The sequence below is a fragment of the Aeromonas salmonicida genome (genome assembly GCF_028355655.1).
In the GTDB taxonomy this organism is placed as follows: Bacteria; Pseudomonadota; Gammaproteobacteria; order Enterobacterales; family Aeromonadaceae; genus Aeromonas; species Aeromonas salmonicida.
In genome coordinates, this window is record NZ_CP110645.1 from 2664762 (window position 1) to 2690255 (window position 25494).

At 61.2% G+C, this 25494-nt stretch carries 21 protein-coding genes; 18 read left to right on the forward strand and 3 right to left on the reverse strand.

Annotation, left to right across the window (positions count from 1 at the left end; all coding sequences use genetic code 11):
- Positions 1-33 precede the first annotated feature (33 nt).
- From ONZ54_RS12675 to pbpG, 13 genes are all read left to right on the forward strand, one after another.
- The gene (locus tag ONZ54_RS12675; protein ID WP_081100689.1) at positions 34-489 is read left to right on the forward strand and encodes a YchJ family protein; all 456 of its coding nucleotides are present in this window, start codon (positions 34-36) and stop codon (positions 487-489) included.
- Positions 490-699: 210 nt separating this feature from the next.
- The gene (gene glpA / locus ONZ54_RS12680; protein WP_271786322.1) at positions 700-2394 is read left to right on the forward strand and encodes an anaerobic glycerol-3-phosphate dehydrogenase subunit A; all 1695 of its coding nucleotides are present in this window, start codon (positions 700-702) and stop codon (positions 2392-2394) included.
- Positions 2391-3671, forward strand: a complete 1281-nt coding sequence (glpB, locus tag ONZ54_RS12685; RefSeq protein ID WP_271786323.1) for a glycerol-3-phosphate dehydrogenase subunit GlpB — start codon at positions 2391-2393, stop codon at positions 3669-3671. Before glpA ends, glpB begins: the two co-directional genes overlap by 4 nt.
- A gap of 51 nt (positions 3672-3722) precedes the next feature.
- Positions 3723-4925: an anaerobic glycerol-3-phosphate dehydrogenase subunit GlpC gene (gene glpC, locus ONZ54_RS12690; RefSeq protein ID WP_219590861.1), complete on the forward strand. Its 1203-nt coding sequence runs from the start codon at positions 3723-3725 to the stop codon at positions 4923-4925.
- A gap of 680 nt (positions 4926-5605) precedes the next feature.
- Positions 5606-7048, forward strand: a complete 1443-nt coding sequence (nrfA, locus tag ONZ54_RS12695; RefSeq protein WP_271786324.1) for an ammonia-forming nitrite reductase cytochrome c552 subunit — start codon at positions 5606-5608, stop codon at positions 7046-7048.
- A gap of 53 nt (positions 7049-7101) precedes the next feature.
- On the forward strand, positions 7102-7698 hold the full coding sequence (gene nrfB / locus ONZ54_RS12700; protein ID WP_271786325.1) for a cytochrome c nitrite reductase pentaheme subunit: 597 nt from the start codon (positions 7102-7104) through the stop codon (positions 7696-7698).
- The gene (locus ONZ54_RS12705; protein ID WP_271786326.1) at positions 7695-8387 is read left to right on the forward strand and encodes a 4Fe-4S dicluster domain-containing protein; all 693 of its coding nucleotides are present in this window, start codon (positions 7695-7697) and stop codon (positions 8385-8387) included. Before nrfB ends, ONZ54_RS12705 begins: the two co-directional genes overlap by 4 nt.
- A gap of 36 nt (positions 8388-8423) precedes the next feature.
- Positions 8424-9374 carry a cytochrome c nitrite reductase subunit NrfD gene (gene nrfD / locus ONZ54_RS12710; protein WP_271786327.1) on the forward strand — a complete coding sequence of 317 codons (951 nt, stop codon included), beginning with the start codon at positions 8424-8426 and terminating at the stop codon, positions 9372-9374.
- Between the two features lie 266 nt (positions 9375-9640).
- Complete coding sequence (gene nrfE, locus ONZ54_RS12715) at positions 9641-11590, forward strand: heme lyase NrfEFG subunit NrfE (RefSeq protein WP_271786328.1); 1950 nt, start codon at positions 9641-9643, stop codon at positions 11588-11590.
- Complete coding sequence (locus tag ONZ54_RS12720; RefSeq protein WP_271786329.1) at positions 11587-12156, forward strand: DsbE family thiol:disulfide interchange protein; 570 nt, start codon at positions 11587-11589, stop codon at positions 12154-12156. Before nrfE ends, ONZ54_RS12720 begins: the two co-directional genes overlap by 4 nt.
- Positions 12153-13343 (forward strand): heme lyase NrfEFG subunit NrfF, encoded by a 1191-nt coding sequence (gene nrfF, locus ONZ54_RS12725; RefSeq protein ID WP_271786330.1) that lies wholly within the window; start codon positions 12153-12155, stop codon positions 13341-13343. Before ONZ54_RS12720 ends, nrfF begins: the two co-directional genes overlap by 4 nt.
- A gap of 123 nt (positions 13344-13466) precedes the next feature.
- Entirely contained in the window at positions 13467-13952 is a 486-nt protein-coding gene (locus ONZ54_RS12730) for an NUDIX hydrolase (protein ID WP_271786331.1), read from the forward strand.
- A gap of 428 nt (positions 13953-14380) precedes the next feature.
- The gene (pbpG, locus tag ONZ54_RS12735; protein WP_005310945.1) at positions 14381-15301 is read left to right on the forward strand and encodes a D-alanyl-D-alanine endopeptidase; all 921 of its coding nucleotides are present in this window, start codon (positions 14381-14383) and stop codon (positions 15299-15301) included.
- Between the two features lie 98 nt (positions 15302-15399).
- Here pbpG and ONZ54_RS12740 read toward each other — a convergent pair whose 3' ends face one another.
- Positions 15400-16785, reverse strand: coding sequence for a tryptophanase (locus ONZ54_RS12740; protein WP_271786332.1), 1386 nt, complete (start codon positions 16783-16785; stop codon positions 15400-15402).
- Positions 16786-17239: 454 nt separating this feature from the next.
- On the opposite strand from ONZ54_RS12740, the gene ONZ54_RS12745 reads away from it, so the two are divergent.
- The 3 genes from ONZ54_RS12745 (at position 17240) to ONZ54_RS12755 (ending at position 20307) form a co-directional block, all read left to right on the forward strand.
- Complete coding sequence (locus ONZ54_RS12745; protein WP_017412211.1) at positions 17240-17383, forward strand: DUF2256 domain-containing protein; 144 nt, start codon at positions 17240-17242, stop codon at positions 17381-17383.
- Complete coding sequence (locus ONZ54_RS12750; RefSeq protein ID WP_271786333.1) at positions 17383-18903, forward strand: cryptochrome/photolyase family protein; 1521 nt, start codon at positions 17383-17385, stop codon at positions 18901-18903. Before ONZ54_RS12745 ends, ONZ54_RS12750 begins: the two co-directional genes overlap by 1 nt.
- Before the next feature lie 150 nt (positions 18904-19053).
- Complete coding sequence (locus ONZ54_RS12755) at positions 19054-20307, forward strand: D-amino acid dehydrogenase (RefSeq protein ID WP_271786334.1); 1254 nt, start codon at positions 19054-19056, stop codon at positions 20305-20307.
- A gap of 79 nt (positions 20308-20386) precedes the next feature.
- On the opposite strand, the gene ONZ54_RS12760 is transcribed toward ONZ54_RS12755, so the two are convergent.
- Entirely contained in the window at positions 20387-21067 is a 681-nt protein-coding gene (locus ONZ54_RS12760; protein ID WP_034523459.1) for a TetR/AcrR family transcriptional regulator, read from the reverse strand.
- Between the two features lie 179 nt (positions 21068-21246).
- Between ONZ54_RS12760 and ONZ54_RS12765 the strand changes: the two genes are divergently transcribed.
- Positions 21247-23178, forward strand: a complete 1932-nt coding sequence (locus ONZ54_RS12765) for an amidohydrolase (protein ID WP_271786335.1) — start codon at positions 21247-21249, stop codon at positions 23176-23178.
- A gap of 215 nt (positions 23179-23393) precedes the next feature.
- The gene (locus ONZ54_RS12770; protein ID WP_271786336.1) at positions 23394-24560 is read left to right on the forward strand and encodes a glycosyltransferase family 9 protein; all 1167 of its coding nucleotides are present in this window, start codon (positions 23394-23396) and stop codon (positions 24558-24560) included.
- A 65-nt stretch (positions 24561-24625) separates the two neighbouring features.
- Here ONZ54_RS12770 and ONZ54_RS12775 read toward each other — a convergent pair whose 3' ends face one another.
- Positions 24626-25375 (reverse strand): substrate-binding periplasmic protein, encoded by a 750-nt coding sequence (locus ONZ54_RS12775; protein WP_416995499.1) that lies wholly within the window; start codon positions 25373-25375, stop codon positions 24626-24628.
- Between the last annotated feature and the right edge of the window lie 119 nt (positions 25376-25494).

Sequence of the window (25494 nt, forward strand, 5' to 3'; positions counted from 1 at the left end):
CACCTTTATCTATCGACCCTGATGGGCTGACACATGAACAAATGTCCTTGTGGTTCCACTCTTTCTCTCGAACTGTGCTGTGGATCACTGCACCAGGGGGCCGAGGCCCGCACACCGGAGCAGCTGATGCGCTCCCGTTACAGTGCCTTCGTGCTGGGGCTGGGCGACTATCTGGTACACAGCTGGCACCCTGATCATCTGGGTGGGTTGACGGCAGATCAACTCTCCCAGACCGACACCCGCTGGGACGGGTTGGATATCCTCGCCGCTCAGGGTGGTCCGCTGGACGACACCGGCATGGTGGAATTCAAGGCCTGGTTCCGGGAGGGAGATGAACGCCACTGCCTGCATGAGCGTTCCCGCTTCGTGCGCCATCAGGGGCGCTGGGTCTATGCCGATGGCGAGCAGGATCCGGCACCGCTGCAGGCAGGGCGCAACGACCCCTGCCCCTGTGGCAGCGGCAAAAAGTTCAAGAAGTGCTGCGGTTAAAGGCTCGACCATCACGCTTTTGGGGCGCTCGGCGCCCTTTTTCTTTGTTCGCCGGTGACGCCTGCGGCTGTCTCTTGTGACTCCCGTCACATAATGCTCATATCCTTGTCATTTATGCGCGTTTACGAACATTAATTTGGCCCATATCAAACATTTCATCCCATGAGTAAGGGACACTGTTCCCATCTGGAAAAGATGAGACGGGCAAGAATGAAAAGAATAACCACACAAGTCGTCATCATAGGGGGTGGCGCAACCGGAGCCGGCATCATGCGCGATTGCGCACTGCGCGGCATCGACTGCATCCTGCTGGAGCGCGATGACATCGCCGCCGGCACCACGGGCCGCAACCACGGTTTGCTCCACTCGGGCGCCCGCTATGCGGTGACGGATCCGGAATCCGCCCGCGAGTGCATTCAGGAAAACCGCATCCTCAAGCGGATCGCCAGCCACTGCGTCGAGGACACGGGCGGTCTCTTCGTCACCCTGCCGGAAGATGACATACATTTTCAAAAAACCTTTATGGATGCCTGCGCCCTGGCGGGTATAGATACACGCCAGCTGGATCCGGCCGATGCGCTGCGCCTCGAGCCCAACGTCAACCCGGCCCTGATAGGGGCTATTCAAGTACCGGACGGCACTGTGGATCCTTTCCGCCTCGCCGCCGCCAACGTACTGGATGCCAAGGAACACGGCGCGCGCATTTTCACCCACAGCAAGGTGCTGGGGCTGCTGCGCAATCAGGACAGGGTCTATGGCGTCAAGGCCATCAACACCCGCACCGGTGAAGCCTTCGAAGTGGAGGCCCAGGAGGTGGTGAACGCTGCCGGGATCTGGGGCCAGCAAATTTGCGAATACGCCGATCTCGGCATCCGCATGTTCCCGGCCAAGGGTTCGTTGCTCATCATGGATTACCGCATCAACCAGATGGTGCTCAACCGCGCTCGCAAACCGGCGGATGCGGATATTCTGGTGCCAGGCGATACCATCTCCCTCATCGGCACCACCTCAAGCCGCATCGACTATCACAAGATTGATCAGCTCACCGTGGATCCGGACGAGGTGGAGGTGCTGCTGCGTGAGGGGATCAAGCTCGCCCCCATCATGGCCCGCACCCGTCTGCTGCGCGCCTACGCCGGGGTTCGCCCCCTGGTGGCGGTGGATGGCGACGATACCGGCCGCAACATCAGCCGCGGTATAGTGCTGCTGGATCACGCCGAGCGCGACGGGCTTCAGGGCTTCAACACCATCACCGGTGGCAAGCTGATGACCTACCGGCTGATGGCCGAGTGGGCCACCGACCTTATCGCCAGGAAGATAGGCAACACCAAGCCGTGCCGCACCGCCGAACTCAGCCTGCCCGGCTCGCGGGATCCGGAGAAAGTCTCCGCCCCCGGTCTGTCGGCCCCGGCAGAAGGCTCGGCCCAGTATCGCCACGGCGAGCGGGTCATCGCCTTCTTTCGCGACAACCCCAAGGCCAACGCCCTGATCTGCGAATGCGAGATGGTGACGGCCGGTGAAATCGAATACGCCCTGCGGGAGCTGGACGTGGACAACCTGGTGGACCTGCGCCGCCGCACGCGCCTCGGCATGGGCCCCTGTCAGGGAGAGCTGTGCGCCTACCGGGCCGCCGGCCTGATGCAGGAGTATGGCAAGGCCGATGGCCGCGAGGCCTGCGTCATGTTGCGCCAGTTCCTGGAGGAGCGTTACAAGGGTACCCGCCCCGTGCTGTGGGGTGATGCCCTGCGGGAAGCGGAGTTTACCTACTGGATCTACGAAGGGCTGTTTGGTCTGGGAGAGTGGACGGCGCCCCATCTGGTGGCCGAGCCCCCCTTTCCCCTCGACCCTGTGACCAGGACAGAGGATCACAACCAGGCCCCATTGACTCAAGGAGTGCAGTCATGAAATTCGACAGTATCGTGATAGGTGGCGGCATGGCGGGTCTCTCGGCGGCGCTGCGCCTCGCCGAAGCGGGTCAGAAGACACTGCTGATGGCCTCTGGCCAGAGTGCCCTGCACTTCTCTTCCGGCTCCATCGACCTGCTGGAGAGCGAGGGGGATCCCCGCGCCGCCCTGCCCGCCTTCATGGCGGAGCACCCGGATCACCCTTACAGCAAAGTAGGCCTGACCAACATAGAGGCGAGCCTTGCGGATCTGCAGCGCCACTGCCACGAGCAGGGGCTGCCCCTGTTTCGCCAGGAGACCAACCACCAGCGGCTGACCCCCATCGGCACCCTGAAATCCACCTGGCTGTCGCCCCACACCTGCGCCTGCCAGACGGATGCGCCGGCTCCCGATGCCATCTTGCTGGCGACCCTGGAAGGGTTTCGCGACTTTCACCCGGCGCTCGCGGCCGCCAATCTGGCGACCCATCCGCGCTTCGCCCACTGTCGCATCATGACAGGGGAAATTCGCCTGCCCCAGCTCGCCGAGTTCAGCCGCAATCCCCACGAGTTTCGCTCCGCCGACATAGCCCGCCTGTTTGACAAACAAAAGGGCGACCAGCCCGATCTGCTGGCAGATCTGGCCCGCGAGATCTGCCGCATGGTGCACGAGAGCAGCGATCCTGGCTGCCGCCATGTGGTGCTGCCCGCCTGCCTGTCACTGGGGCTGGTCGGCCCCCGTCTGGCGGAACTGGAAAAACGCACCGGCTGCACCATCAAGGAGGTGGCGACCATGCCGCCGTCACTCATCGGCATGCGGATGCAAGAGGCGCTCAAGCGTCGCTTCCAGGCCCTGGGTGGTACCTTCCTCACCAGCGAGCGAGTGCTTGGCGCCCGTTACGAGGGGGACAAGGTGCTCGGTGTGCACAGCCAGAACGGCGACGATCAGCTGTTTGAAGCAGATCATTTCGTGCTCGCCTCCGGCAGCTTCTTCAGCCGCGGCCTCGAATCCCGTCTGCGCGGTATTCGCGAGCCCATCTTCGACGCCGATGTGCTGAGTCTGGAGGAGCGCGATGCCTGGGCCGGTCGCCGCCTGTTCGACCACCACCCCTTCATGGGCTTCGGGGTCAAGACCGACGACATGCTCAGAGTGATGCGCGGCGGCAAACCGCTCACCAACCTCTATGGCGCGGGCAGCGTGCTGGCTCACTATGACCCCATCAAAGAGGGCTCCGGATCCGGCGTCGCCGTTGCCACCGGCTGGCAAGCCGCCGGCCATATTCTGGGCGCGGCCCAATGATTACTTCGTCCCATATCCCGTGTCTTCATCATCGCCGGGAGGAGAACTGATATGCTACTGGATCACGCCAACCAAACTTTCGATCAGTGCATCAAATGCACCGTCTGCACCGCCTACTGCCCTGTGGCCAAGGCCAACCCTGCCTACCCCGGCCCCAAACAGGCGGGCCCGGATGGCGAGCGGCTGCGGATCAAGAGCCCGGAGCTGTTCGACAGCGCCCTCAAATACTGTACCAACTGCAAGCGCTGTGAAGTCGCCTGCCCAAGCGGCGTGCGCATCGGCGACATCATCGCCAAGGCCAAAGACAAATACAGCGGCTTCAAACCCGGGATCCGCGAGTTCGTGCTCTCCCACACCGACCTGATGGGCAGCATGTCCACCCTGATGGCCCCCGTGGTCAACTTCACCACCGGCCTCAAGCCCATGAAGCTGGTGCTGGACAAGGCGCTGGGGGTATCCTCCCACCGTGACCTGCCCAAATATTCCCAGGGCACCTTCCGCGGCTGGTACAAGAAGCAGAAGGCCACACAGGCCCAATATGAGCGCCAGATCGCCTACTTCCACGGCTGCTACGTCAACTACAACCACCCGCAGCTCGGCAAAGAGCTGGTGCAGGTGCTCAACGCCATGAACATAGGCGTGCAACTGCTGGAGCGGGAGAAGTGCTGCGGCGTACCGCTGATTGCCAACGGCTTCATGGACAAGGCCAAGCAGCAGGCGGCCTTCAACATCAAGCAGCTTGAGAACACGCTGCTGGGCAACGAGATGCCGCTCTTGGCCACCTCCTCCACCTGCGGTTTCACCCTGCGGGACGAATACCCCCACCTGCTGGAGCAGGACAATCACAAGGTGCGGGATCGCATCTCACTGGTGACCCGCTTCCTGTGGAACGAGTTTTACAAGGGCAACAAACCGGCCATGAAGCCGCTGGACCTGCACATCGCCTACCACACCCCCTGCCACATGGAGAAGATGGGCGGCGTCATCTATACCCTCGAATTGCTGCGCGCCATTCCCGGGGTCAAGGTGACGGTACTGGAGTCCCAGTGCTGCGGCATCGCCGGCACCTATGGCTTCAAGTCCGAGAACTACGAGACCAGCCAGGCCATAGGTGAAGGGTTGTTTGATCAGATAAACCGCCTCAAGCCTGATCTGGTCATCACCGACTGCGAGACCTGCAAGTGGCAGATCGAGATGAGCACAGAGTTTCGCTGTGAACATCCCATCCACTTGCTTGCCCAGGCGCTGGCATAAGGAACCACAGTGGGGGATGCAACACGCTGATGGATACAGAGATGAGCACTCCGATTTCCCGCTGTGAACATCCCGTCCATCTGCTGGCCCAAGCCCTGGTCTGATCACAGATCACCCAGACAGACTCGCAACGAGCCGGCCCATGCCGGCTCTTTCATTTCAGCAAGTCCATCAAACGTACCCGGTGCGAATAAACTGCCGCGAATGACAGGCAGAGGCAAGATGATTGAATCTGGTTCTCCTGTGCCTCTCACGGGTTCAAAATCCACCCAAATACAGAATAAATATTCACCTGCCAATTTGTACCCATAAATAGATAAGTCACATGCTCGATTTCAAGCCAACCCTTGCCACATCAGGCATACCAACCAACATTGCCAACAGGGCGCAACGACATGCTGGCAAAGCGCGTCAATAAGTTGAGTTTTCTCATTATTTAACCGGGATCTCATTTCCGGCACTTGCTCCCCCAGGCAATTGATCTAGCGCAAGCTCAGTCCTGATAAATCATCATCCATTTTACCCATTTGGTAATATCCAACCCGAGCAATCGCATAATTACATGGGTTTTATTCACTAATAACAATTAATCGGCCTGCCTGCTCCTGCCTAGTGCGGGGGCTGATGCCCAAATCCAGGATGGAACGGTCAGGCTTGGCAATGAGATCGATTCGGGAGTGATGATCGTGAGTTCACACAACAGACTGACCAGACTGGGCCTCGCCGCCCTGCTGCTTACCACCTGCTTTGGCGCCAGCGGCTTGGCACAGGCCGATGAGGCCAACTCCAAGGGCAAGATAGAGGCACGCAGCGAGCTGTTCGCCAAGGATCACGTCGACCAGTTCAGCAGCTGGAAAGACACCAGCGAGAGCGCGACGCGCACCGACGCCCTGGCCGAAGATCCGCAGATGGTGGTGCTCTGGGGGGGTTATCCCTTCTCCAAGGATTACAACAAGCCCCGCGGCCATTTCTATGCCCTGACCGACGTACGGGAAACCCTGCGCACCGGTGCTCCCAAGACCGCCGAGGATGGCCCCCTGCCCATGGCCTGCTGGAGCTGCAAAGGCCCGGATGTGGCCCGCGTCATCGATGAAAAAGGCGAAGATGGCTACTTCAAGGGCATGTGGGCCAAGGGTGGCCCGGAAATAGTCAACACCATAGGCTGCGCCGACTGCCACGACACGGCGTCGAAAGAGTTCAAGGAGGGCAAACCCGCCCTGCACCTCTCCCGTCCCTATGCCGACCGCGCCATGACCGCCATCGGCAAGCCGTTCAAGGAGCAGGGACGGTTCGATCAGCAATCCCAGGTGTGTGGCCAGTGCCACGTGGAGTACTACTTCAGCGGCCCCACCAAGGCGGTGAAATTTCCCTGGGACAAGGGCACCACGGTTGAGCAGATGGAGCAGTACTACGACGAGATCGGTTTCGCCGACTGGACCCACGCCCTCTCCAAGACCCCCATGCTCAAGGCCCAGCACCCTGAATACGAGACCTGGCGCGCCGGCATTCACGGCCAGAACAACGTCGCCTGTGTCGACTGCCACATGCCCAAGGTGCAAAACGAGCAGGGCAAGGTCTACACGGATCACAAGGTCGGCAACCCCTTCGATCGCTTCGAGCAGACCTGCCACAACTGCCACACCCAGAGCAAGGAGATGCTGCAAGGCATAGTCCAGCAGCGCAAGGATGCGGTGACCGAGATCAAGTTGAAGGTCGAGAAGCAGCTGGTGCACGCCCACTTCGAGGCCAAGGCGGCCTGGGATGCAGGCGCCACCGAGGCGCAGATGAAAGACATACTGCAAGACATCCGTCACGCCCAATGGCGCTGGGACTTCTCCATCGCTTCCCACGGGGTGCAGATGCACGCCCCGGAAGTGGCACTGCGCATGCTGGGCACAGCTCTGGATAAAGCCGCCGATGCCCGCACCAAGCTGGCACGCCTCTTGGCGACCAAAGGGATAAGCCACGAGATCGCCCTGCCGGACATCTCCACCAAGGAGAAGGCGCAAGCCGCTCTTGGCATGGACATGAAACAGATGAACTCAGACAAGGCCCAGTTCCTCAAGACCATAGTTCCCGCCTGGGATGCCGAGGCCAAGGCGGCCGGACGGCTGGCACAGTAACGGCGACTACGGGCCCGGCCCCAAGTCGGGCCCGCAGCTGATGGAGGCTTCCTATGGGTGATTTAACAATGGATTTTTTACGACTGATGCTGATGGCAGCCATGCTGCTCACCAGCCTGCAGGGACAGGCGGGCGACGCCGCGAGCGCGCCCGCCGCCATGCCCGCGACGCATGAAGTGGAATTTTTACGCAGCCCCGACAAGGCCTGCACCGACTGCCACAAAGAGCAGGCAAGCGGCATGCACGGCAAACATGGCCAGGCAACCAACCCCAACAACCTGGCGCCGGTCACCTGCACCAACTGCCACGGCCAGCCCTCCCCCCAGCACAGGGAAGGGGTCAAGGACGTGATGCGCTTCAGTGACAGCTTCAACGACAAGCAGAGCGATGAGGCTTACCCCATCGCCGAGCAGAACGGGGTCTGCATGAGCTGCCACGAACCCAAGCCATTGCGCGAGGCGCTTTGGGCCCACGACGTGCACGCCACCAGGCTCACCTGCACCAGCTGTCATGCACTGCACCCGGCCAAGGAGCCCATGGTGGGCATACCGGAAAAAACCCGCATCAAGCTCTGCGTCGATTGCCACAGCAAGCAGCATGAGGCCAAGGCAACCGCTCAGCAGGCGAGCGTGAGCAAGGAGGCACCATGAGCTGCTCTCGTCGTGACTTTGTGGCAGGCATGAGCGCGGGGGCGCTGATCATGATGACGGGGACTGTTCGTGCCAACACCCGCGCCGGGGCAGCCATCCTAGCCCACAGCCAGACCATAGACGGGGTGCGCTACGGCATGATCCATGACGAGGCTGCCTGCATCGGCTGTACCGCCTGCATGGATGCCTGCCGGGAGGTGAATCAGGTGCCGGAAGGGGTCTCGCGGCTCGAGATCATCCGCTCCGGCCCAATAGGCACCTTCCCCGATGCCAAGTACCACTTCTTTCGCAAGTCCTGCCAGCACTGCGACAACGCACCCTGCGTGCATGTCTGCCCGACCGGCGCCTCCCATATCAGAGCGGAAGATGGCATCGTCGATGTGGACCCGGACCTCTGTGTCGGCTGCATGTATTGTCTGGCCGCCTGCCCCTATCAGGTACGTTTCATCAACCCTGTGACCAAGGTCGCCGACAAGTGTGATTTTTGCCGCAAGACCAAACTGGCCCAGGGCAAGGAGCCGGCCTGCGTGGCCTCCTGCCCCACCAGGGCGTTGGTGTTCGGCAATCTGGATGATCCGGACAGCCCCATCGCCAAACGACTGGTGAAAGAGACCACTTATCGCTACAAGCAGGCGCTCGGCACCTCGCCCAAGATGTACCGTGTGCCCAAAGGGGAGATAACGTCATGACCATGCAAGCGGCAGTAACCCAGGGAGGGAATGACCATGTGGCATGACGCATTTCATTTTCCTTCCCTTGTCTGGGACTGGCCCATCGCCATCTATCTCTTTCTGCTCGGCATCTCCGCCGGGGCCACCAGCCTCTCGGTGTTGTTGCGCCGCAAAGGGGCTGGCAGCGAGAGCGGCATCATCAAGGCGACCGCCATTCTGGCACCGTTAAGCGTGATATTGGGGCTCTTGATCCTCATCTTCCACCTGGCCCGTCCCTGGACCTTCTGGAAGCTGATGTTCCACTACCAGTTCGACTCAGTGATGTCGATGGGGGTCATGCTGTTTCAGGTCTATATGGCGGTGCTGTTCGCCTGGCTGGCGGTGGTATTTCGCACCGAGATCGAGACCCTTCGCAGCCAGTTGCTGAAAGAGAAGTTCGCCTTTGTGGATAGCGCGATAGCCCTGCTGGCCAGATTCGAACGTCTGCTGGCGCCGCTGCTGTTGCTGCTGGCCGTGCTGCTCGGCGCCTACACCGGCTTTTTGCTCTCGGCGCTCAAGACCTATCCGCTGCTCAACAACCCTGTGCTGCCGGTGCTATTTCTGGTCTCCGGCATCAGCTCAGGCATCGCCTCCACCATCTTGCTGGCGGTCACTCTGTTCAAGGAGAACCATCACAGCCAGGGGGTGAGCTTCGTGCACCGCTTCGAGCGGCCGGTGCTGGCGGTGGAGGTGTTGCTGCTGGTCTGCTTCTTTACCGGCCTCTATTTCGGTGGCGGCCAGAAAGAGGTGGCCATGTGGGCCGCCATCGGCAGCGGCTTCTGGGCCCAGGTGTTCTGGCTTGGCGTGGTGGGTATCGGCATGCTGCTGCCCCAGTTGCTCTCACTGCTACCAGCACAAATGCGCCAGCGCAACGGTCATCTGGTGCTGGTGTGCAGCCTGACCCTGATGGGCATACTGCTGCTGCGCTACTTCGTGCTCTATGCAGGTCAAATGACTGTTGTATAAGGGGAGATACATGATGGGTAGCAAAAGCGACCATACGACGTCAGCTTGTAGCATGACCCTGATGGGCAGGTTGCTGGCTGATGCTGCGTCATCCTCGTATGCCGGCCAGATGACGGTGGTATGAGAAACTGATCGCAAGCGCCAGCTGCCTTGGGCGACTGGCGCTTGTTTGTTGCTGGATGTTTGAATCTTCTGGTCATGCCCCAACGCCCGCCTGCTGCGGACGCTGGGGCATAACAGGAACCCATGATGGAACCGGAGGTTGTGTGCTGGCGGAGTTCGGCTATCTCTCACTGTTGCTGGCAACGGCGCTCTCTCTAGTGCAAGGCACCCTGCCATGGCTGGGCCTGAGGCTGGCATCGCCCCCTCTGCTGGGCTGTGCCAAGTCGCTGGCACTGCTCAATGCTGCCCTGCTGGGGGCTGCCCTGCTGCTGCTCGCCAGCTGCTTTGCCCGGGATGATTTTACCGTCAGCTATGTGGCCCAGCACGCCAACAGCGCCCTGCCCATGGGCTTCAAGCTGGCGGCGGTCTGGGGCGGCCATGAAGGCTCCATGCTCTTCTTCGTGTTTGCGCTGGCGCTCTGGGGCGCCCTGGTGGCGCTCTGCTCGCAGCAGGTCGACTCGCTGATCCGTGCCCGGGTGCTCGCCATCATGGGGCTGATAGTGGGGCTGTTTGGACTCTATACACTTGTCTTCTCCAGCCCGTTTGACCGGCAGTTCCCTGGGCCCCTGGAGGGACGCGATCTCAATCCCATGTTGCAGGACATCGGCCTCATCATTCACCCGCCCCTGCTCTATCTCGGTTACGTGGGCTTTGCGGTCAACTTCGCCTTCGCCATGGCGGCGCTACACTCGGGCAGGCTGGACGGCGCCGTGGCCCACTGGAGCAGACCCTGGGCACTGGGCTCCTGGGTGTTTCTCACCGCCGGTATCCTGCTCGGCTCCTGGTGGGCCTATTATGAGCTCGGCTGGGGTGGCTGGTGGTTCTGGGATCCGGTGGAAAACGCCTCCCTGCTGCCCTGGCTGCTCGGCACCGCCCTGCTGCATGCCCTCATCGTCTGCGAGAAGCGCGGCGCTTACGGCCACGGCGTGCTGCTGCTCTCCATCTTCACCTTCGCCCTGAGCCTGCTCGGCACCTTCGTGGTGCGCTCCGGCGTGCTCACCTCGGTGCACGCCTTCGCGGTGGATCCCAATCGCGGCCTCACCCTCTTGCTGCTGCTCGGTCTGCTATTAACCACGGCGCTCACCCTGTTTGCGCTGCGGGCCGATACCCGCGCCCCCTACGCCCGCTTCGGCTTCTGGTCAAAAGAGGGACTCTTGGGCGCCGCCATCCTGCTGCTCAGCGTGGCCTGCGCCTGCGTGTTGCTCGGCACCTTCTACCCCATGGTGTTCCAGTCCCTGCACCTGGGCTCTCTCTCGGTCGGTGCGCCTTATTTCAACGCTGTTTTCGTACCCCTGGCCCTGGCCCTGATGGCACTGATGACCCAGATCCCGCGCCTGCGCTGGCAATGTCTTGCGGCCAGCCCCTCCATCAAACGGATAGTGCCGCCTCTGCTAGGTCTGCTCGGGGGCGGCCTGCTTAGCCTGGGGTATCGCGATCTTGGCGCCCTCAGTTGGGTTGGCCTTGTCGCCAACGTGCTGAGTCTCTGGCTGGTGGCAAGCCTGCTGCTCAATTTCTCATTCAAGACCCATGGCCTGAGTGCCAACCGGCTGGGGAGTTTGCTCGCCCACCTGGGAGTCGCCATATGTGCCCTTGGCATCAATCAGGTGAGCCACTACAGCCAGGAGGGGGGCACAGTATTAAAAGCGGGCAGCCCCTACCAGCTTGGCGCCTATACCTTTCGCTATGAGGGGAGCGAGCCCATGCTCGGCCCCAACTACACAGCCGAGCGCATTACGCTGAGCGTGCACAAAGGCGCCAAGGAGGTGGCGCGGCTGATGCCGGAGCGGCGCCACTACAGCGTGCGCACCATGAACATGAATGAACCGGGCATCGCGTGGGGGCTGTTTGGGGATCTCTACGTGGTGCTCGGCGAGAAGATGGGGCCGGACGCCTACGCCATGCGCCTTCACTACAAGCCACTGGTGCGCTGGATCTGGCTGGGGGGAATGCTGATGATGACGGGGGGAGCACTGCGTTTGCTGGGGCGCAAGCCGTTGCTGGCATCCCGTCCAGCCAAGATCCCGCAGCCCCTGCGCGAACAGGAGGCACCATGAGCCCGCGCCTGCGCCTTTTTATCCCCTTGCTGCTGACCCTGGGCCTCGGCACCCTGCTTTGGCTGGGGCTTGCCAACAATCCCTACCGCCAGGACGAGGCGACCCTGGGGCGTACCCTGCCCCAGTGGCAGAGCGAAAACCTGCTGGATGGGGGGCTTGTCCACACCGACCAGCTCAAGGGTAAGCCCTTTGTGCTCAACGTCTGGGCCAGCTGGTGCCCCAACTGCCGCGCCGAGCACCCGCTGCTCGCCGAGCTGGCCAGCACGGTTCCCCTCTATGGGCTCAACTACAGAGACAAGCACGAAGCGGCACGCGCCTGGCTTGGTGAAGCAGGCAACCCCTATCGCACCGTACTGGTGGATCCGGACGGCAAGCTGGCGCTGGAGCTCGGCGTCTACGGCACGCCGGAGACCTATCTGTTTGCCGCCGATGGCACCCTGCTCAGCCGCCACACGGGCGAGCTGACAGCCGATATCTGGCAGCGCCAGTTTGCGCCAAAGCTCAAGGCCGCCCGCGCCACGACCCTGACATCCTCAACGACCACCCGGCAGGAGGGCAAACCATGAAGACCCCTGTCATCCTCTGCACCCTGCTGCTTGTACTCGGTATGAGCGTGGGCGCCCTGGCCAGCGGGGTCGATACCTATCAGTTCCAGCACCCGGAGCGACAGAGCCGCGCCCAGGATCTCGCACGCACCCTGCGCTGCCCCCAATGCCAGAACCAGAACCTGGTGGAGTCCAACTCCCCCATCGCCCGGGATCTGCGGCTCGAGGTCTACCGCTGGGTGGACGAGGGGCAGAGCGACGAGCAGGTGATCGCCCGCATGACCAGCCGATTTGGCGACTTCGTGCGCTACGATCCCCCCTTCAAGGCCAGCACCCTGCTGCTCTGGGCTGGTCCCCTCCTGCTGCTGGGACTGGCGCTGACCACTCTGGGACGCCGTCTGAAGGCCAAAGGGGATCAGGCCGTCCCGCTCAACGGCTCTGCCAGCAGGCAAGCGGCCAACCCGCGCAGTGAGTTGAATCGCCTGATCATGCTCAGGGAGCAGACCTGTTTCCCCCCAGAACATCCCCTCTATCAGGAGCTGACCGCAGCCAATCTTGACAATGCCACGCCGGCGGCGGAACTGGCCCTGCGCGAGCGGCTGACCCACGGGTCTTGCAACTCCGGCAGCCACACGCAGCACAAGGGCATCCTTCTGCTGCTAGGAATCGTGATGGTCGGCGGGCTCGCCGCCTTTTATGCCGGCAGCGGCCGCTATCAGGCATGGCAGGCTTATCAGTCACGCCCCGATCCGCTGGCGGGGCTGAGTCCGCGAGATCTGCAGGACAAGGAGCTGGGGGATCTGCATCAAACCCTGCTGCGCAACCCGCAAGACCTCGACAGCTGGGCGGCACTGGGGCAGCTCTATCTCTATCGGGATGAATACGACAACGCCTGGCTTGCCTATCAGCGCCTCGCCCTGCTTGAAGGGGGCGCCAGTGCCGCCACCCTGGCCGCCCAGGCGACTGTGCGCTACTACCAGGCAGGCCAGCAGATCACCCCAGAGGCGCGCCACTTGCTCGATAGCGCCCTCAAGCAGGATAAAGGGGAAGTGAGCGCCCTGATGCTGCTCGCCTCCGATCACTTCCTGCACGGCCGCTACCGCCAGGCCATCGACCTGTGGCAACAATTGCTGGATAGCGAGCGTCCCCGTATCAACCGTGCGGCGCTAATTGAGGCGATCCAGACGGCGAGAATAATGGGGGGCTGACGGGTTGGAGGAGCCATCCTTCACCCTGTTGTCCAGGCCAATATCAACAGGAAATGGCTTGCCATCACGCCAATCCAGGACAAACAATACGAGCCCCTTTATTCCACCGCCGGAGCCTTCCCCATGATCCCTATCCGCTGTCACGCCGTCTCCGGTGTGGTGTTATCGGAAATCGATGGCCAGGCCAAAATACTGCTGATGAAGCGGGTCAAGGGCGGCTTCTGGTGCCATGTGGCGGGCACGGTTGAGGCGGGTGAAACCGGCTGGCAGACCATTATTCGTGAGATGGGTGAAGAGACAGGCATCATTCGCGAGATGGGTGAAGAGACAGGCATCGCCGTCACAGAGCTATACAGCGGCGAATACCTTGAGCAGTTTTACGAATCGGCCTCGAATACCGTGATGGTGGTGCCGGTCTTTGTGGTCTATTGCCCACCCAATCAAGCGGTCACCCTCAACGACGAGCACACCGAATATCGCTGGTGTTCGCTCACCGAAGCCAAGGCGCTGGTGAGCTTTCCCGGGCAGAAGGCGCTCTATGACCACATCTGGCACTATTTTGTCGAAAACAGCCCCTCGGCACTGATGCAAGTGACTATCCCTTCGTAACCGCAGAGGGGGCTCTTCTCGTCTGCGCCATCACACAACTCCGACGATGAGATACCGCCCCTCTCCGAGTAGCGGCCTGTCTGTTGAGCGTTGCCCGCTGGTACCGTTTTACCCGGCGCCAGGGTGATAAACAGGCTGTCGGGAGCGACAGCCCCCTCCAGGGCACAAAAAAGTGGTAACGAATGGCCATAACAGGCATATAGTGCGCCACCATAGCGCGTCACAATGACAGCGGGTTCTGACGACCATCAGACCCATACATGACTCGATATTTCATGAAACTGGTCGCCATATAGCCCCGAACGTGGGTATATCAAGGCGCAAGGCCCCATAAAAATGAAATATCGGGCCGTTAAACGTTGTGAAGCGTCAATTACCGTCATATAACTAGCCAAATACCCCTGTCAGTCGTACGGAAGCGTCAAATCATGATTATTCGCCCTTTTCTTACCCTGTTGCTCGGTGCCTTCCTCGTTCCCGTCAGCATGGAGAGCGTCCAGGCCAACCCGTTTTCAGCAGCATCTCCCTCCCCCAATCGCTTTCTCGAACAACGCAGCGATCTGGCCCTGAGTTCGGCCTCCTTCGTGGTCGCCAACCCGCGCACCGGCGAGGTGCTCTCCGAGCGCAACGCCAACCGTGTGATGCCGATTGCCTCCATCACCAAATTGATGACGGCGCTGGTAGTGCTCGATGCCAATCAGCGTCTCTCCGAGACGCTCACCGTTACCATGGCCGACGTAGATCGCCTCAAAGGCACGGGTTCACGGTTGGCGGTAGGTTCACGCCTCAGCCGCGCCGACATGCTGCATATCGCCTTGATGTCGTCGGAAAACCGCGCCGCCTCGGCCCTGGCAAGACACTACCCGGGAGGACAACGCGCCTTTATCGAAGCGATGAATGCCAAGGCCAGCATGCTTGGCATGTGGAGCACCCAGTTTGCAGACAGCACTGGCCTCAATCCGCGCAATGTCTCCAGCGCCCATGATCTGGCCAAGCTGGTAGCGGCCGCTTCGGCCTACCCGCTGATCCGGCAATACTCCGCCACAGAGCAGCGTATGGTACGCAATGGCAAGCGCCAGCTGCACTATCTCAACTCCAACCGACTGGTGCGCGAAGGCAGCTGGCTGGTCACCCTCTCCAAGACGGGCTACATCCGCGAGGCGGGTCGCTGTCTGGTGATGGCAACCCAGATCAACCGCGAACCGGTGATCCTGGTGCTGCTCAATGCCGATACCCCCAATGCCAGGGTGGCGGATGCCAAGCGTATCAAGTCCTGGCTGGAGAGCTCGGGTCGCACCAGCCTGACGGCTCAATCCAGCCCCCAGACCAAGTTGTTCAGCAGCCAGTAATCCGCATCCATCCCACAATGTAAAAAGCCCCCGCACCACTGGTGCGGGGGCTTTGCTGTTGGCGTGGCCAATGGTGCCGGTCAAGAAACCGGCCCTGTTTAGACCGGCTTGAGCCGGGCTGTGAAGTGGCGCAGCAGCGGCGGTTCATAGTCGAAGGTGAGACCGCGGATCTCGCTGGCCCTCGTCTTGACCGCAATGAGGCAATCAGCCACATAGTCCATGTGATCCCGGGTATAGACCCGGCGCGGAATGGTGAGACGCAATAGCTCGAAGTCCGCCGCCTCCTGCTTGCCGGTGGCCGGATCGCGCCCCAGCAGCAGTGAGCCTATCTCCACCCCTCGCACGCCCCCTTCCAGATAAAGCGCGCAGGCCAGGGCATGAGCCGGGAACTGCTCCCCCGGTATATGGGGCAGCAGCTTCTTGGCATCCACAAAGACCGCATGACCGCCGGTTGGCGTCTGGATGGGGATGCTCGCCTCGGCCAGCCGCTCGCCGAGATAAGCCACCTGACCGATGCGATAGGTCAGATACTCCTCGTCCATCCCTTCTCGCAGGCCGATGGCCAGCGCCGCCATGTCACGGCCGGCAAGACCGCCGTAGGTAACGAACCCCTCCATCGCCACGCAGCGCACCTGCACCGAGCGGAACAGGTCGAGATCCTCCTTGAAGCAGCAAAGACCGCCGATATTGACCAGTCCGTCCTTCTTGGCCGACATGGTGAACATGTCCCCCAGGTCAAACATCTGGCGCACTATCTCCTTGATGCTGCTCTTGGCGTAATCCGGGTCGCGCTCCTTGATAAACCAGGCGTTTTCGGCAAAGCGGGCAGCATCGATCACCACAGGAATATGGTGACGACGTGCAAGCTCGGAAACAGCCTGCATATTGCCCATGGAGACCGGCTGACCGCCAGCACTGTTGCAGGTGACAGTGATGATGACAGCGGCCACGTTGTCGGCCCCCAGCGTCTCTATGGTGTCGGTCAGGCGACCGAGATCGAAATCCCCCTTCCAGGCATAAGGCGCAGTGGTGTCGAGGGCCTTTGGTGTGAGCAGGTTGATGGCCCGCGCGCCCGCCAACTCTACATGGGCCTTGGTGGTGTCGAAGTGGTAGTTGGAGATGAAGACCGGAGTCTTGCCCTTGCAACGCTTGACCAGCTCGGGAAAGAGGATCTGCTCGGCCCCTCGCCCCTGGTGGGTGGGCATCACATGCTGGTAGCCAAACAACTCGCGCACTGTACGCTCCAGCTCGACGAAGTTGCGGCTGCCCGCATAGGCTTCATCCCCCATCATGATGCCGGCCCACTGGCGATCGGACATGGCGCCCGTGCCGCTGTCGGTCAGCAGATCGATATAGACATCTTCGGCCAGCAGCAGGAAGGGATTCCAGCCAGCGGCCTCAAGGGATGCGCGGCGCTCGGCGCCAGTGGTCTGTTTGATGGGCTCGACCATCTTGATACGAAAGGGTTCGGGTATACGACGCATATAATACTCCTCACCGGCGCGAGGCCAGTGTTGCAGACACATTGAAGTTCAAGAGGTTGTCAGAGGCGAGCTGCGCTCGCGCCAGGCATGGCAGGGTGTCAGCGGTGAGGAAAATCGAAGGTGAGAATGGGATCTCGGGTATACCAGTGGGCGAGCAGGCAAGCTGCCCGGGGCCTAGCAGTCATGACAGGCATCACTCCCCTCCGTATTGGTTGCAAACTGTGTCGGTGGCAAACCATCTTGATTGCCAAGCAGTGCTGCCAACTGGCAGCCTCGCCACGTTAACGGCTGGTTAACCCGCAGACAACTAGTACGCTGACGCGCTGTGCGCCTGCTCACAAAGTACGCATGCGTGCGGCAAGCCAGGGTTGTAGATGATCCGCCCGCCCTCCTTGTTCGTTAAGCTCCCTACGCGCATCCCATATCAGTCATTACCCAAGGCCCGGAAGCCATCATGCATCGCAAACCCCATCTGCCCGAGAAAATATGCCCCGTCTGCCTGCGGCCCTTCGCCTGGCGACGCAAGTGGGCCCGCAACTGGCAGGAGGTTCGCTATTGCAGCGAGCGCTGCCGCCACCAGAAAGGAGCCAGGACCTGATGGAACTGCGTTTTATCCTCGGCGATCAACTCAACGCCAGTCACAGCTGGTTTCGTACCCCTAATCCCGACGTCTGCTATCTGCTGGCGGAGCTGCGCCAGGAGACCGACTACTGCCGCCACCATCGTCAGAAGGTGCTGGCCTTTTTCGCCGCCATGCGCGCCTTCGCCGCGGCCCTCACCAAGGCGGGTCACGGAGTCTGCTATCTCACCCTGGATGAAACCAGGCACTGGCCGAACCTGCCGGCCCTGCTCGATGCCCAGATTATCCACCACCAGGCCAGCCGCTTTGCCTGGCAGAGCCCGGATGAGTGGCGCCTCGCCAGCCAGTTGCAAGCATGGGCAGCGGGCCTCGCCATCCCTGCCACTGAGGTGGAGAGCGAACATTTTCTCACCCCCCGCGATGGCTGGCAGCGCTACCCCCACAGCCGGATGGAGTTTTTCTACCGCGCTCTGCGCAAGCAATATGGTGTGTTGCTCGATGAAGGGGGCAAGCCCCTTGGCGGGCGCTGGAACTTTGACAGCGAAAACCGGGCCAAACTGCCCGAGCGCCAGCCCATCCCGGCCCCGCTCTTGTTTGCCAACGATGTGCAGGATATCGATGCCATGCTATTGCATCACGGGGTGAACACATTGGGCTCGGCCGATGCCGGCGCCCTCCCCTGGCCCATCACCCGACGCCAGAGCCGCGAACTGCTCGATCACTTTCTGACCCACTGCCTGCCCCACTTTGGCCGCTATCAGGATGCCCTGAGCGAGCGGGGCTGGAGCCTGTTTCATAGCCGCTTGTCGTTCTCCCTGAACAGCAAGATGCTCCATCCCCTCGAGGTGATCCGTGCGGCCGAAACCCACTGGCAGGCCAATCAGGCCACCATTTCGCTGGCACAGGTCGAAGGGTTTATCCGCCAGATCCTCGGCTGGCGCGAGTTTGTCCGCGCCCTCTACTGGGAGCGGATGCCCGAGTTTGGCGACACCAATTTTCTGGCCGCCAGCCGGCCACTGCCCGCCTACTTCTGGAGCGGAGAAACCCGCATGGCTTGCGTGGGGCACGCTATCCGGCAATCTCTGGAGCACGGCTACGCCCATCATATCCAGCGGCTCATGGTGACAGGCAACTTTGCCCTGCTGGCGGGGATCAATCCGGACGAGGTCGATGAGTGGTATTTGGGGATCTACGTGGATGCCATCGAGTGGGTGGAGCTGCCCAACACCCGAGGCATGAGCCAGTTTGCCGATGGCGGCCTGATGGGCAGCAAACCCTACGCCAGCAGCGGCGCTTATCTGGATCGGATGGGTCACTACTGCAAAGGGTGTCACTATGACGTCAAGGCCCGCAGCGGTGACACCAGTTGCCCGTTCAACAGCCTCTACTGGCACTTTTTATGGCGCAATCGGGACAAGCTTGGCAACAATCCTCGCCTCGCTCTCCCTTATGCCAACTGGGATGGTCAAACGGAAGTGCAGCAGCAGGCAACCCTGACAACCGCGGCCCATCATCTGATCCATATCGAGCAGCTTTGATGCCACAGTTAATGCCATCAAACCAGCCAATTCCGACATTGAAAACCAGTTAAATAATTGTAACTAGATGTATATTCCGATTATATCTATACCAGTTGAATATCCTGTGGCGGCTGATTATGGTGATGGCCCCAGTCAAGGAGAGACAAGATGGACATAGTGGTACTCGGTGGTGGCGTGGTCGGTGTGACCAGCGCCTGGTATCTGGCCAAAGCGGGCCACAAGGTGACCCTGCTGGAGCGACGGGACGGGGTGGCGCTGGAGACCAGCCATGCCAACGCCGGCCAGATCTCCCCCGGCTATGCGGCACCCTGGGCGGCGCCCGGCATTCCCCTCAAGGCCGCCAAATGGCTGCTGCAAAAACATGCGCCTTTCACGGTGCGCCCGACCTCGGATCCTTTCCAGCTGCGCTGGATGCTGAAGATGTTCGCCAACTGCACCCCGGCGGCCTATGCCACCAACAAGGGACGCATGGTGCGCCTCGCCGAATACAGCCGCGACTGCATGAAGACGCTGCGAGACGAGCTGGCACTGGACTACGAAGGACGCCAGCTCGGCACCTTGCAACTGTTTCGCAGTCAGGCCCAGCTCGATGCCAGCAAACGGGATATCGAGGTGCTGGAAGAGTATGGCGTCCCCTATCAGTCCCTCGATGCCGATGGTTGTGAAGGGGTTGAACCGGCATTGGCACGGGTACGTGGCAAGATAGTGGGCGGTCTGCGCCTGCCGGGAGATGAAACCGGCGACTGTTTCCGCTTCACCAAGGCACTGGCCGCCGAGGCGCAAAAACTCGGGGTGGAATTTGTCTTCAACTGCGCCATCGACGAGATTGAGCTCTCTTTGGGGCGCGCCGTGGCGGTGCGGGCCGGTGAGCAGCGTTTCAAGGCCGATGCCATCGTCTGCGCGCTGGGCAGCTATGCTACCGGCTTCCTTCGTCCGCTTGGGATCGATCTGCCTGTCTACCCGGTCAAAGGTTACTCCCTGACCCTGCCCATGACAGATGCCGATGCGGCGCCCCGCAGTACAGTGCTGGATGAAACCTACAAGGTGGCCATCACCCGCTTTAACGAGCGGATCCGGGTCGGTGGCATGGCGGAGCTGTCGGGATTCAACCTGGCACTCAATCCCAAGCGTTACGACACCCTGGCCATGGTGGTGGGGGATCTTTTCCCCGAAGGGGGCGATATCAGCCGCGCCGAGTTCTGGACCGGACTGAGACCCATGACACCGGACGGCACTCCCCTGGTGGGGCCAAGCCCGGTACCCGGACTCTGGCTCAACACAGGCCACGGCACCCTGGGCTGGACCATGGCAGCCGGCTCGGGTCAGCTGCTGAGCGATCTGATCAGCGGCAGCTCGACGGCCATCAGCGACGAGGGGCTGACCCTGGCCCGCTACGGGTAAGCCTGCGTCCGTCACGACCGTCGGCCAGACACACAAAAGAGGGAGTGCATGGGCACTCCCTCTTTTCACTTAGCCACTATCAGTCAGCAGCCTTGACCATCAAACCCGGCATGGCCTGCCACACCCTGGCGGGGTCTGGCTCGGCAATGGCCGTCGCCACCAGCTGTTCCAGCCACTGGCGATGCAATAGCCACATCTGCGGCCCCTCTCTGCCCTGCTCCTTGGCACACTGCTTCACCACATCTGCCGTCCGGTAGAGGTATCGCACCAGAGCGGTCAATTCAGGCTCGGGCCAACGGCAACCGAAATGGCGCAGCCGCTCGGACCAGAATGCCACCTGACCTCGTTCATGCTCACACTCCAGCTCATGCAGTGCCGGCACCAGGTCCATCGCCTGCCACAAGGCACCATAGCCGACGAAGCGGGTATCCAGCTCATCCAGCGCCTGATCCAGCAGTTGCAAGGTTTGTGGCCAGCTGCTGGCCTCCTGGCGGATCACTTCCTGCGCCGCGCATACGGCCGCCAGCCAGTCCATGGCCAACCGGCAGATGATGGCCTCCTTGTTGGGAAAGAGATGATAGAGCGACTTGATCCCTACCCCGGCTCGCGCCGCTATGGCGTTGGTATTGATTGCCAGAAATCCCTGCTCCTGCAACAGCGCCAGAGTGGCCTGCTCTATCCGGGTCACCGTCTCCTGACTGCGCTGCTGCCTGGGCTGGCGCCGCATACAGAGATCGGTGGGCAATGGCGGTTCTGACATGAGTACTCCCTCACCTTGGTCACCAAGCATGGTTTTATAACTGCATGATGAAACAAGGAAAATATAAGTCAAAAAGAATATTTTCAGTAATTGCTGGCATTTATCCCGGAAGCTGCAATAAACAGAGGTGCTCATATTTGCAGTAAAAACTGCATTCTAACCAGGGAGAGCAATCGCATATGGATGGCAAGCAACAAGGTTTTACACTGAGCGCGGCGCTGCTGCTGATGGCCGGACTGCTGACCGGCTGCAACCAGGAGAGCACAGACCCAACAGCGCAACGAACCCTCTATCTCAACGGCAAGATCCACACTCAGGATGAGCAACGCAGAGTCGCCGAGGCCATGGTAGTTGCCGATGGCAAGTTTCTCTATGTGGGCACACTTCAAGGGGCCAAGGCCTATCAGACGGTCGGCAGTCAGTCGGTGGATCTGAAAGGCCGGATGGTATTGCCCGGTCTGCACGACAACCATATCCATCTGCTCGGCACAGTGGCACTGGACATGTGCGATCTCGATGGTCAGAGCGTCACGCTGGATCAGCTGGCGGACAAGATAAAAACATGTCTGCCCCGTTATGCCCCCGGCAAGGGAAGCTGGCTGGTGGTCAATCAGTGGTCGCCCTACGATGGCAATACGCCGACGGCGACCCATGCCACCCTGCTGGCCGCGCTGGATGTCGCGGCGCCAGACAATCCGGTGGTGCTCTTTGGGGTCGATGGTCATGCCAGTGCCTACAACTCGCAAGCGCTGGCCAGTGCGCAGGATCAGGATGGCAATACAGTGGGTTTCAACGATGTGACCCTGGCACCGGGGGGCGTGTTTGCACATTTTCAACCCTACGTTGACCTGACCAGTGGCGTGATCAGGGAGGGGGCTCGCAGCGCCATTCCGGTGCCGGAAACCACGGTGCTCAACGCCAGCGATGAACAGGCGGCGGCAGAGTATGACAAGATATTGCCTGCGGTCTCTTCCTTGATGGCTTCCCGTGGCATAACCGGGATCCAGGATGCCTGCGCCACCGATTTCATCCGCCAGCGCCTGCTCAACATGCAGAAGCGTGGATTGCTGCACATGCGCGTCACTGCCGCCACCTGTTTTCACCAGGATGACTACAGCGGCAAGCTGGATATTGCCGGCCACCTCGCCAAGGCCAGCCAGGTCAGGAGCGCCTTTGCCGACAATCCGCTGATCAAGGCCGATGCCGTGAAGATCTTCCTCGATGGCGTGCTGGAAGGAGATCCCTTCACCACACCGCCCTTTCTGCCCAATGCAGGCATGCTTGAAAACTATCAGCACCCCCATCTGACCATGGATCTTGCCACCGAGCAGGTGACCATCACCGCCAACAGCGAGGATGCTGGCAGCAATGGCATCGTCAATTACCGGGATGCCGACCTCAAGGACTATGTCACCGCCCTCGATAACGCGGGTTTCAGCATTCATATGCACAGCATCGGCGATCGCAGCACCCGGGTCGGACTGGATGCCTTGCAGGCCGCCCGTACCAGCAATGGTGACAAGGGGATCCCCCATACCCTGGCCCATCTGCAGATTGTCCACCCTGACGATCAGAAAAGGCTGGGGGAGCTGGGGCTGTATCTCACCTTCACCTACGCCTGGACCACGCCCCAGATAGCCTATGACATGCTGGTCACCCCCTTCATCCACCCGAGCAGAGCAGGACAATCCTTGAACGAGGCACTGTATGACCCCCTCGGCTACCTGCACGATGCGCTCTATCCGGTCGAGAATGCTCGCAAGGCGGGCGCCATCCTGGTGGCAGGCAGCGATGCACCTGTGGACAGCCGGGACCCCCGCCCCTTTGTCAACATGGCAGCCGGGATCGCCAAAGCGGCGGGCGATGGCGAGGATTACCGCCCCCATCAGCGCACCTCCCTCGCCGAAATACTGGCGGCCTATACCATCAATGGGGCCAAGGCAGTACGCCAGCAAGCCGTCACAGGATCCATCGAGACAGGCAAGTCCGCCGATTTCATCGTGCTGGACAGGGATCTGTTCGCCCTGGTCGAGGCCGGAACACCGGCCAAGATAGCCGAGACCGAGGTCGAGCTGACTGTCTTCAAGGGGGAAACCGTCTACTCTCGCTGAGCCATCAAGACCCCTGCCGTGAACCATGCAGGCGGCAGGCCTTTCCAACGCCAGAAAGCAGGAGCAGCCCAGGCTGCTCTTTTTATTGCGTCAGATGAACGTCTTTTTGGCTCGCGAGATACCGCCCTTTTTCTTCCTCTTTTCCTCCTCTCTTAACACTGGCTTAAGGATCCCCTGTCACCTTGCAGCCATTGTCATGAACGGAGCCACCCTGTATGAGCACCCTCAGAAATGCCCTGCGTCGTTTCGACGGTCAGCGCCGTTGCTGGACGGCCGGGCTTGAGCGATCCCTCCTCGCCTGGCTTGCCAGACGAGGCAAGCTGCCGGCCTCAAACCAGCCACCCCAACGGATCCTCATCATCCGCAGCACCAACCGGATCGGCAACAATCTGTTCCTGCTGCCGTTTTTGCAACAGGTACGCCGCGCCCATCCTTTTGCCGAGATAGAACTGGTGTGCAGCGGTGGACAACTGCTTCCCTTGCTTGGCGACAAGCAGTTGCAGCGCATCCATCAGATCAGGTTGCAGGGCAAGCACCTTATCCCGGCACTGCCCCGGTTGTGGCATCTGCGTCGCCAACACTATGACAGTGTCTATGTGCCCTTTGCCTCCAGCACGGATCACCTGATCGCCGCCTGGGTACGGGCCAGCGAGAAGGTGGGTTTTGACGATGCCAGGGGCGATGTGCTGTTTGACCGGCTGATCGCGCCCGACACTCACTGCCACTACGCTCACCAACCGCTGCAGCTGCTGGGCATGCACGCCAGCCAGGCCGATCAGATTGAACTGGGTAGCCAGCTACATGCCGCCTGCCCCCACCTGACCGCGCTGGCACAGGCTCATCCCGGCCGCCCCCTCATCGGCTTTTTCACCGGCGCACGCAAGGGCAAGGGGCTCTCCCTTCCCCAATGGCAGCGGCTGCTCGGGGATCTGCGCCACCACAGCCCGGATGCCCTGCTGATCCAGCTCACGGATCCTGCCTCCCCTCTACCCCAGCTTGGCGACATGCAGGTATCCCTTCACACCTTAAGCGAACTGACCCGCTTCACCGGCGGCCTCACCCTCTTTGTCAGCTGCGACACTGGCCCCCTTCATCTGGCTGCCGCCAGCGGTGTGCCCTGCCTCGGGCTCTTTACCCAGACAGATCCCGCGCGCTACGGCTGCCTCGGGGTCCAGCACCGCAACCTGGTCGTCAACGATCGTAACGCCATTGCCCTCGATGCCCACTGGCTTGCCGAGACGCTGGCGCGCCAGCAAACACCCAGGGAGCGGCAAGCCCCTCTCTCCCACGTGCAGTACCAGCAAGCATCCAGGGCTCTCTTGCTGGACGGTACCGGGTTGCCCCTTGGCGTTAAAACGGGCGGCCAACGCCAGCCGTTTTAACGCTAGGACCCAGAGAACATGAAGAGAAACAATGACTCGGCGGGGTATCCCCCCGCTATGATGCCTTATCGATAGCGGGCTTCGATGAGGGCCAGCTGGCCACTCTGGCGCAGCATGACCAGGACGCGGGAGAACTCGGCGGCCCGGCGGTGGAAAGGAGACGTGTTGGCGATGCAGAGGGTCAGCGGGGTCAATCCCAGCTGGAGCGGCACCTCGACTATCTGTCCGGTCAGCCCCAGCTGGCTGAGCTTGAAGTTGGCCACTATGGAGTCGGTGAACATCAGATCGCCCCGACCGGCCGAGAGCATCTTGAAGACGTTATCCACATTCATGGTCAGATGGACCTTGAATCCCGCCAGATTCTCCTTGCCCCAGCCATTGCCGATATAGTCGAGAATGGTAAACCCCTTGAGATCGGCCAGGGATTTTGCCTGCTGGATCTGCGCCATCCCGGGGTGTCCTGCCTGGGTGAACACCGTCAGTGCAGAGAAGGCGACCGGCTCTTCGACTATCCGGGTATAACCCCGTCGCTCCAGGGTCGGCACAGTGACAAAGCCGTCGGCCTGGCCGGAACGCACCCGCTTCTGGGCCCGCAGCCAGGGATACCCCTCGTGGCTCACCTTGATATCCAGTTCGCTGGCAACCCTGTCCATCACATCCACCATGATGCCCCGCATCTTGCCCTGCTCGTCCCGCCAGGAGTAGGGGGCAAAATCATCGAAATAGACCATTTTGAGCACAGGAACAGGCGCTGCCAGCGGGCAGGTCGTCAGCAACAGCGCCCATAGACTCCCGATCCAGACTCCTGGTTTCATCTTTTCCAGCCCCATCGACATCAGCCTGACCTGAGCCTAGTGCAAGCAGGCCGGGTGCGGGCAAGCGGCAACAAAAACAGAGGGAAGGCTTGCGCCTTCCCTCTTTCGTTATGCCCGTT